This is a genomic window from Mesorhizobium sp. M7A.F.Ca.MR.362.00.0.0, from assembly GCF_004023175.1.
GTDB lineage: Bacteria > Pseudomonadota > Alphaproteobacteria > Rhizobiales > Rhizobiaceae > Mesorhizobium.
Genome location: NZ_RZTF01000598.1, coordinates 1 through 2,584 on the forward strand (window position 1 = coordinate 1; position 2,584 = coordinate 2,584).

Annotated in this window: 4 protein-coding genes; 3 read left to right on the top strand and 1 reads right to left on the bottom strand. The window is 62.8% G+C overall.

Annotated features, from left to right (window positions below):
- Both EOC06_RS41080 and EOC06_RS35730 read left to right on the top strand, forming a co-directional pair.
- On the top strand, positions 1 to 270 hold a 270-nt coding region (locus EOC06_RS41080; RefSeq protein WP_206631332.1), incomplete at its 5' end, for a hypothetical protein.
- A 3-nt stretch (positions 271 to 273) separates the two neighbouring features.
- The gene (locus tag EOC06_RS35730; RefSeq protein WP_128310013.1) at positions 274 to 1,806 is read left to right on the top strand and encodes an acyl-CoA carboxylase subunit beta; all 1,533 of its coding nucleotides are present in this window, start codon (positions 274 to 276) and stop codon (positions 1,804 to 1,806) included.
- A 40-nt stretch (positions 1,807 to 1,846) separates the two neighbouring features.
- On the opposite strand, the gene EOC06_RS44440 is transcribed toward EOC06_RS35730, so the two are convergent.
- On the bottom strand, positions 1,847 to 2,167 hold the full coding sequence (locus tag EOC06_RS44440; RefSeq protein ID WP_245470373.1) for a hypothetical protein: 321 nt from the start codon (positions 2,165 to 2,167) through the stop codon (positions 1,847 to 1,849).
- 180 nt (positions 2,168 to 2,347) lie between these two features.
- On the opposite strand from EOC06_RS44440, the gene EOC06_RS44445 reads away from it, so the two are divergent.
- A complete protein-coding gene (locus tag EOC06_RS44445; protein WP_245470375.1) occupies positions 2,348 to 2,557 on the top strand; it encodes a hypothetical protein in 210 nt (69 codons plus the stop codon).
- Positions 2,558 to 2,584: the final 27 nt, after the last annotated feature.

Here is a 2,584-nt window from a genome sequence, read left to right on the forward strand (position 1 = left end):
GCATCATGCCACGGGGCTTTTTCGCCGCTTTGTGATTTACCGGAAAAAGGGCCGATATACCGGAAAGAGGGAAAACAGACGCAACCAGTCTCATTCGTCGAGAAGGCCGGATTCGTTCCCGGCCCAAGCGCCTATGGGCTGCATATGGCTGAGTTCGCCGCCAAATGCAAGGGGCGTCATGCTGCAGCGCAACAAAACCCGTGGCGCAAGCGGCGCTTGCGCTCGCTTGCCGGCACGATTACCACGAAATGCCACTGGCTTGGGAGGTAATCGATGAAAGACGTTCTCAAGGAACTCGAGCGCCGCCGCGAGATTGCCCGCATGGGCGGCGGCCAGGCTCGCATCGATGCCCAGCACAAGAAGGGCAAACTCACCGCGCGCGAACGCATCGAGGTGTTTCTCGACGAGGGCTCGTTCGAGGAATTCGACATGTATGTCGAGCACCGCTCGACCGACTTCGGCATGGAGAAGAGCAAGATCGCCGGCGACGGCGTGGTTACCGGCTGGGGCACCGTCAACGGCCGCCCGGTCTACCTCTTCGCCAAGGATTTTACCGTGTTCGGCGGCTCGCTGTCGGAAGCGCATGCCGAGAAGGTCATCAAGGTGCAGGAGATGGCGCTGCGCAACCGGGCGCCGATCATCGGCCTCTACGATGCTGGCGGCGCGCGCATCCAGGAAGGCGTGGCAGCACTCGGCGGCTATGCCGAGATTTTTCAGCGCAACGTGCTGGCCTCAGGCGTCATTCCGCAGATTTCCGTCATCATGGGGCCGTGCGCCGGCGGCGACGTCTATTCGCCTGCCATGACCGACTTCATCTTCATGGTGCGCGACACTTCCTACATGTTCGTCACCGGACCGGATGTGGTGAAGACCGTGACCAACGAGACGGTGACCGCCGAGAGCCTCGGCGGCGCCTCCGTCCACACGACGAAATCCTCGATCGCCGACGGCGCCTATGACAATGACGTCGAGGCGCTGTTGCAGATGCGCCGGCTGGTCGACCTGCTGCCGGCTTCCAACACATCGGAGCTTCCCGAGATCGAATGCTACCAGTCGGTCACCGACCATGATTTGTCGCTCGACCGGCTGATTCCCGACAATGCCAACAAGCCCTACGACATCAAGGAACTGATCATGAAAGTTGCCGACGAAGGCGACTTCTTCGAGATCCAGCAGAACTTCGCCAAGAACATCGTCACCGGGTTCGGGCGCGTCGAGGGCCGCACCGTCGGCTTCGTCGCCAACCAGCCGATGGTGCTGGCCGGCGTGCTCGATTCCGATGCCAGCCGCAAGGCAGCGCGCTTCGTGCGTTTCTGCGACTGTTTTTCGATCCCGATCGTCACCTTCGTCGATGTCCCCGGCTTCCTGCCCGGCACGGCGCAGGAATATGGCGGCCTGATCAAGCATGGCGCGAAACTCCTGTTCGCCTATGCCGAGGCCACCGTGCCGAAGATCACCGTCATCACCCGCAAAGCCTATGGCGGCGCCTATGACGTGATGGCGTCAAAGCATCTGCGCGGCGACATGAACTATGCCTGGCCGACCGCGCAGATCGCGGTGATGGGGGCCAGGGGGGCGGTGGAGATCATCTATCGCAAGGACATCGGTGACATCGAAAAGATCGCAGCCCATACAAAGGCTTACGAGGATCGCTTCCTGTCGCCCTTCGTCGCCGCCGAGCGCGGCTATGTCGATGAGGTGATCATGCCGCACTCGACCCGCCGCCGCATCGCGCGCGCGCTACGCATGCTGCGCAACAAGGACATGCAGAACCCCTGGAAGAAGCACGACAACATCCCGCTGTGAGGCGTGGCTGGGCATCTATCCGAGGTAACCGTCGGGCAGCTCACTCCTCTTCCGCCGCGCCAAATCCCGCCCCCATGGTGGCGCGGACAGGGCTGCCCCATGGCGTCGCGTGATTGTCGATACGCATCTGGAAGATAAAGTAAGTCGGCGAGCAGAAGCCGATGCCTTTGACCTTGCCGATGCCCGGCGTGTCAGGCGGCAGCGACTGGCACATATAGTCCTCGCGGCAGAAATGATCGGCCGAACAGGCCGGCCGGTTGCCGCGATTGACGGCGCCGCCAAGGCATTGGTCGAAATTGTTGGTGGCCACGCAGATGTCGAATTTCTTGCCGCCGACCAGGCCGCAGATCTCGTTCGGCATCGGCTTGCCGGCCTGAAGGCCGCGAAGTCGCGGTCCTTGTCGTCGCAGCCGCGATAGGCGATGCCGCCAGGCACGCCGATCTTCGGCGGACGGCAGGTGTAGGCGGTACGGGAAATGTCCGGGGCGAAGGCCGCGAATTGGCCCGATTTGCTATAGCGGTCGTTGAAAGGCTGCGCCGCGTTGCTGGCGATCGAGCCGGTCAGGCAGGGGTGGCCGGAAAACATTTTTTCGCTGTCCTTGGGCAGCAGGCATTGCGCCAATTTCGTGTGCACGCCCGAAGCCGTGGCCAGCGGCGTGCAGACGGAGCCGCCGTCGCATTGCCAGGTCGCGCCGAACCGCGCGGCATCTTCCGGCATCAGGCAAGGCATGGCCATCTCCGCCGGCGCGTAATCGACCGCGTCGGCGTTCGTCCAGACC

Coding starts and splice junctions, on each gene's coding strand:
- EOC06_RS44440 (WP_245470373.1), bottom strand. CDS start 2,167: ATGCCGAACGAGATCTGCGGCCTGGTCGGCGGCAAGAAATTCGACATC.
- EOC06_RS35730 (WP_128310013.1), top strand. CDS start 274: ATGAAAGACGTTCTCAAGGAACTCGAGCGCCGCCGCGAGATTGCCCGC.